Origin of the sequence: Tahibacter sp. (assembly GCF_035481375.1) — a bacterium.
Lineage (GTDB): Bacteria > Pseudomonadota > Gammaproteobacteria > Xanthomonadales > Rhodanobacteraceae > Tahibacter.
The window spans coordinates 1-5,867 of record NZ_DATIGT010000144.1; the positions used below are offsets into that span (position 1 = coordinate 1).

The 5,867-nt window shown below is 68.8% G+C and carries 3 protein-coding genes; all 3 read right to left on the reverse strand.

The genetic code is table 11. From position 1 onward, the window contains the following. Positions 1-218: 218 nt before the first annotated feature. The gene (locus VLF18_RS09810) at positions 219-3,335 is read right to left on the reverse strand and encodes an efflux RND transporter permease subunit (protein WP_325279444.1); all 3,117 of its coding nucleotides are present in this window, start codon (positions 3,333-3,335) and stop codon (positions 219-221) included. 10 nt (positions 3,336-3,345) lie between these two features. Further along, a complete protein-coding gene (locus tag VLF18_RS09815) occupies positions 3,346-4,416 on the reverse strand; it encodes an efflux RND transporter periplasmic adaptor subunit (RefSeq protein WP_325279445.1) in 1,071 nt (356 codons plus the stop codon). Positions 4,417-4,555: 139 nt separating this feature from the next. Next, positions 4,556-5,867, reverse strand: a 1,312-nt coding sequence (locus tag VLF18_RS09820; protein ID WP_325279446.1) for a DHA2 family efflux MFS transporter permease subunit, incomplete at its 5' end; no start/stop codon positions are given.

A 5,867-nucleotide genomic window follows, 5' to 3' on the forward strand; every position in this document is an offset into this window, starting at 1 on the left:
CGCCGCGCGGCGCCTCGTCGGCAGGTCGCGGCGCCGGGCCGCCGGCTTCCTCGGCGCGGCGCCGCTCGCGCTCGCGCTTGTCCGGACGCGGTCCGCTGCGCGGTCGCGCGTTGCTCCAGGGACTGTCGCCGCGGCCGCGCCGCGTGTCGTCGTCGTGGGAATTCATGGCTGGCTTCGCTGTGCAGGCGTGATGCCGCCGAGCATAGCGCGGCGGCCGCTCAGGCGGTTTCCGCGTCGGGATGCGCGTGTTCCTGCGTCTCGATTTCGCGCGCGACGGTTTCGGGCGAGCGCGTGAAGCGCGCGAGCAGCAGATAGAACGCCGGCACGACGAACAGCGACAGCAGCGTCGACAAGGTCACGCCGAACACGACGACGACACCGATCGTCACGCGGCTCGCCGCGCCCGCGCCGCTCGCGAGCACGAGCGGCACGGCGCCGGTGATCGTCGCGATCGACGTCATCAGGATCGGGCGCAGGCGCACGGCCGACGCATCGAGGATCGCATCGCGGATCGAGCGGCCCTGATCGCGCAGCTGGTTCGCGAATTCGACGATGAGGATCCCGTTCTTCGCCGCGAGGCCGACGAGCATGACGATGCCGATCTGGCTGAAAAGATTCAGGCTCGATCCCCAGAGCCAGAGTCCGAGCAGCGCGCCGAGCACCGCGAGCGGCACGGTCAGCATGATCACGAGCGGATGCACGAAGCTCTCGAACTGCGCGGCGAGCACGAGGAACACGATCAGGAGCGCCATCGCGAACGTGAACGCGACTGCGCCGCCGGCCTTGCGGAATTCGCGCGACTCGCCCTTGTAGTCGATCTGCGCGGTCTCCGGCAGCTCCTCGGTGGCGACCTGGCGCATCCAGTCGAGCGCCTCGCCGAGCGTGTAGCCGGGCGCGAGTCCGGCCGACAGCGTGACGGCGCGCAGGCGGTTGAAACGGTTCAGCGTGCCGGGTTCGGCGAGTTCGCTCAGGGTCACGAGGTTCGCGAGCGGAATCAGCTGCCCGGCGCGCGAACGCACGTAGAGATTGGTCAGGTCGGTCGGACTGCGCCGATCCGTGTCCTGCGCCTGCAGGATCACGTCGTATTCCTCGCCGCCGTCGACGAACGTCGTCACGCGGCGCGAGCCCATCATGGTCTCGAGCGTGCGGCCGATGTCATCGACCGACACGCCGATGTCGGCCGCGCGCGCGCGGTCGATGCTCACGCGCATTTGCGGGCGCGTTTCCTTGTAGTCGGAATCGGCGGCGAACAGCTGCGGATTCGCTTCCATGCGTTTGAGCATGCGATCGCGCCACTCGACGAGTTCTTCGTAGTTCGGTCCGCCGAGCACCATCTGCAGCGGCTGCCCGCCCGAACGCACGAGGCCCTGTCGCACCTGCGGAATCGCGCGGACGCCCGGAATGTCCGACAGCAGCGCGCGCGCCTCGTCGACGACCTCCGCCGTGGTCTTGCTGCGCTCGTCCCAGGGCTTGAGCAGCACGGTCGACTGGCCCGTGTGCATTTCCTCGCTGCGGCCCCAGCCGCCGGGTACGCGCGCATTGATGCGGAACACCGGCTTGCCGTCGCCGGACAGCGACAGCAGCCGCTTTTCCACTTCGTGCATCTGCTGCACGGTGTAGTCGAAGCCCGCACCCTCGGGACCGAGTACCTGGGCGAAGAACACGCCGCGGTCTTCCGGCGGCGCGAGCTCCTTCGGCACGCGCACGAACAGCAGGCCGATCGCGGCGACGGCGACGAGCAGCGCGGCGCCGACGAGCAGCGGATGCACGACGGTCGCTTCGAGCGCACGGCGATATCCGTTGCTGACGCGGTCGAGCTGCCGCTCGGTCCACGCGACGAAGCCCTTCTCGTGCTTGTGCGCGCGCAGCAGGCGCGAACACATCATCGGCGTCAGCGTCAGCGCGACGAACGCCGAGATCGCGACCGCGCCGGCGACCGCGACGGCGAGTTCGCGGAACAGCCGGCCGTTGTTGCCTTCCATGAACGCGATCGGCAGGAACACGGCGATCAGCACGGCAGTCGTCGCGATCACCGCGAAGGCGACTTGGCGCGCGCCGCGATACGCGGCGATCAGCGGCGGCTCGCCGAGATCGACGCGGCGCTGGCAGTTCTCCAGCACGACGATCGCGTCGTCGACGACGAGGCCGATCGACAGCACGAGCGCGAGCAGGGTCAGCAGGTTGATCGAGAAACCGAACGCGTAGAGCCCGAGAAACGCGGCGATCACGCAGACCGGCACGGTCACGGCCGGAATCAGCGCCGCACGAACGCTGCCGAGGAACAGGAAGATCACGACGAGCACGAGCAGCACGGCCTCGCCGAGCGTCTTGTAGACCTGGTGCACGGCCGCGTCGATGAAGACGGTCGAGTCGTAGCTGACGCCGATCGTCATGCCGTCGGGCAGCGACTGCTGCACGCGGGCCAATTCCGTCTTGATGCGATCGGCGACGTCGAGGCTGTTCGCGGTCGAGGTCTTGACGATGCCGAGGCCGACCATCGGCTTGCCGTTGCCGCGGAAGTACGCGCGGCGCTCTTCGGCGGCGCGCTCGACTTTCGCGATTTCGGCCAGGCGCGTGACGTGGCCGTCGTCGGCCTTGGCGACGGCGAGTTCGCCGAAATCTTCCGGGGTGCGGTAGTCGCGCGACACGCGCAGCGTGAAGTCGCGCGTATCCGATTCGATGCGTCCGGCCGGCAGCTCGACGTTCTCGCGGCGCAGCGCGTTCTCGACGTCGTTCGCGGTGAGGTTGCGCGCGGCGAGCGCCTTGCGGTCGAGCCAGATGCGCATCGCATAGCGCTGGCCGCCGGCGAAGTTGACCTGCGCGACGCCGTCGATCGACGACAGCCGGTCGACGATGTAGCGATCCGCGTAGTCGGTCAGCGCGAGCTGGTCGAGATTGGGCGAGCTGAGGTTCAGCCAGATGATGACGTCGGCATCGCCCTCGACTTTCGCGACCTGCGGCGGATCGATTTCCTCGGGCAGCCGGTCCGAGGCGCGCGCGACGGCGTCGCGCACGTCGTTCGCCGCGCCTTCGATGTCGCGGTTCAGCGTGAACTCCATCGTGATGCTGGAGCGGCCGTTGCGGCTGGAGGACTGCACGCTCTCGACGCCTTCGATGCCGGCGACGGCATCTTCGAGCACCTGGGTCACGCGCGTCTCGACGACGGCCGCCGATGCGCCGGTATACGTGGTGTCGATCGAGACGATCGGCGGATCGATGTTCGGCAGTTCGCGCAGCGGCAGCCGCGTGAACGCGATCAGGCCGAGCACGAGCAGGATCAGCGACAGGACGGTCGCGAAGACGGGGCGCTTGACCGAGACGTCCGACAGCAGCATGGGCGCCTCCTCAGTTCGACGCGGCCGATGAAGTCGTCGCGGCGACGCGTTCCTCGACCGCGACCTTCGCGCCGCTGCGCAGCTTCACGGTGCCGTCAATGACAACGCGGTCGCCGGCGAGCAGTCCTTCGCGGATCTCGATCTCGCCGCGGCGGCGTGCGCCCGGCACGATGCGCACCTGCTCGACCGTGCTGTCGGCCTTCACGCGGAACACGAACGAATCGGCGCCGATCTGCATGAGCGCGATTTCCGGCAGCACGAGCGCGTCGCGCGGCGCGCGGAACACGTCTACCGTCAGCAGCATGCCCGGACGCAGCACGCGTTCCTTGTTTTCGATCTCGGCGCGCACGAGCACCGAGCGCGACGCGGTGTCGACGCGCGAATCGATCGAGGTGACCTTGCCGCGCCACTGCCGATCCGGCCACGCGGCCGTGCGCGCCTGCACTTCCTGGCCGACGGCGAGCGCGCCGAGCTGCGTTTCCGGCACGGAGAAGTCGAGCTTGATCAGGTCGATGTCGTCGAGCGTCGTGATCTCGGTGCCCGGCGTCACGAGCGTGCCCGGACTCACGCGGCGCAGGCCGAGCACGCCGGAAAACGGCGCGGTGATGACGCGGTCGGACAGCTGCGCGCGGATCGCGTCGACCTTGGCGTGGTTCGAATCGCGCGTCGCGGTCGCGGTGTCGAACAGCGCCTTGGACACCGTGCCCTGTTTGACGAGGTCCTGCTGGCGCCGGTACTGCCGGTCGGCGTCGCCGGCCATGGCCTGCGCGTCCTTGAGCTGCGCGGCCTGCTGGCTCGACGTGAGTTCCACGAGCACGTCGCCGGCCGACACGGCCTGGCCGTCGGCGAAATTCACGCGGCGCACCGTTTCGGTGATCTTCGCGGTCAGCGTGATCGATTCGTTGGCCTGCGCCGTGCCGAGCGCCTCGATGACGTCGGACCAGGGTTTGCTCTCGACGGCCTGCGCCGTGACTTTCGCCGGTGCGGCCTGCGGCGCCTTCTTCGACGGATCGTCGCCGCTGCAGGCGGCGAGCAGACAGCAGGCGACAACGAACGGCAATGGCAGGTAACGCTTGAGCATCGTGAGCTTCCTTGTCCGTCGCGTGCAGGAACGGCAGGCGACGGTGGCCGCGCTCGCCGGAGCGGCGCGGCTGCGATTTTCATGGCGGAGGCCGCCAGATCGCGACCATGCTACGCCGCCCGCGTGGCGGAGGAGTGAATCAGTGATCGGCAGCAGCGGCCGGTGCCGGCGCAGCCTCGCGGTCCGGCCGGCGGAACGTCAGCAGCAACGGTATCGCAGCTAGCGTCAGGATCATCATCAGCCAGAAGTCATTGAGGAAGGCAATTGCGGCAGCCTGACGGGAAACTTCGCCATTCAGTGCAGCGAGGCCGGCCGCGCTGTGCAGATCGATGCCGGCCGGCAGGGGCGTATGCCCGTAGGGCGTGATGCGGCTGGCGAGTTCGGCATGGTTGGTCTGGGTGCCGCGCGACAGCATCGTCATGACGAGCGAGATGCCGATGCTCGAACCGAGGTTGCGGGTCAGGCTGAACATGCCGGCCGCTTCGGTGCGGCGCCGCATCGGCAGCGTCGCATAGGCGATCGTCGAGACCGGCACGAACACGAGGCCGAGGCCGAGTCCCTGGATCACGCCGGCCCAGACCACCGGCGACGCCGGCATGTCGGCGCTGAAATGTGCCATTTGCCACAACGATACAACGGTCAGCATGAGGCCGGCGAGGATCAGCACGCGCGCGTCGGCGCCGCGCGCGAGCAGGCGGCCGACGACGAGCATCGCGATCAGCGTGCCGACGCCGCGCGGCGCCATCAGCAGGCCCGTCGTCACGACCGGATAGCCCATGAGGTTCTGCAGATACGGCGGCAGCAGCGCCATCGTCGCGAACAGCACGATGCCGATCACGAAGATGAAGAGGTTGCCGGCGAGGAAACTGCGGTCGCGCAGCAGGCCGAGGTCGAGGAACGGCCGCTGCGCGCCGCGCCAGTGCACCCAGTAGAGATAGAAACCGAGGAACGCGACGGCTGCCTCGACCTGGATTTCGAGCGCCGAGAACCAGTCTTTCTGCTCGCCGCGGTCGAGCATCAGCTGCAGTCCGCCGATGCCGGCCGCGAGCAGCGCGAAGCCGCGCCAGTCGAAGCGATAGTCGTGCGCGTCGTCGGCCGGCACGCTCGCGAGCACGCCGACGAGCGCCGCTACGCCGATCGGCACGTTGATCAGGAACACCCAGTGCCAGCTGTAGTGGTCGGTCAGCCAGCCGCCGAGCGGCGGACCGAGAATCGGACCGACCATGACGCCCATGCCCCACATCGCCATCGCGGCACCGTGCTTCTCGCGCGGAAACACGTCGAGCAGGGTCGACTGCGAGATCGGCACGAGCGCCGCGCCGAACAGTCCCTGCATCACGCGGAACGCGACCATCTGGCCGATGTCGGTCGCCATCGCGCAGAACACCGAAGCCACCGTGAATCCGCCGATCGCGATCGCGAGCAGACGGCGGCGGCCGAGCCGCGCGGCG

Bases quoted from the DNA above. Each gene is read 5' to 3' on its own strand.
- VLF18_RS09810 (WP_325279444.1), bottom strand. From the start codon at position 3,335: ATGCTGCTGTCGGACGTCTCGGTCAAGCGCCCCGTCTTCGCGACCGTC.
- VLF18_RS09815 (WP_325279445.1), bottom strand. From the start codon at position 4,416: ATGCTCAAGCGTTACCTGCCATTGCCGTTCGTTGTCGCCTGCTGTCTG.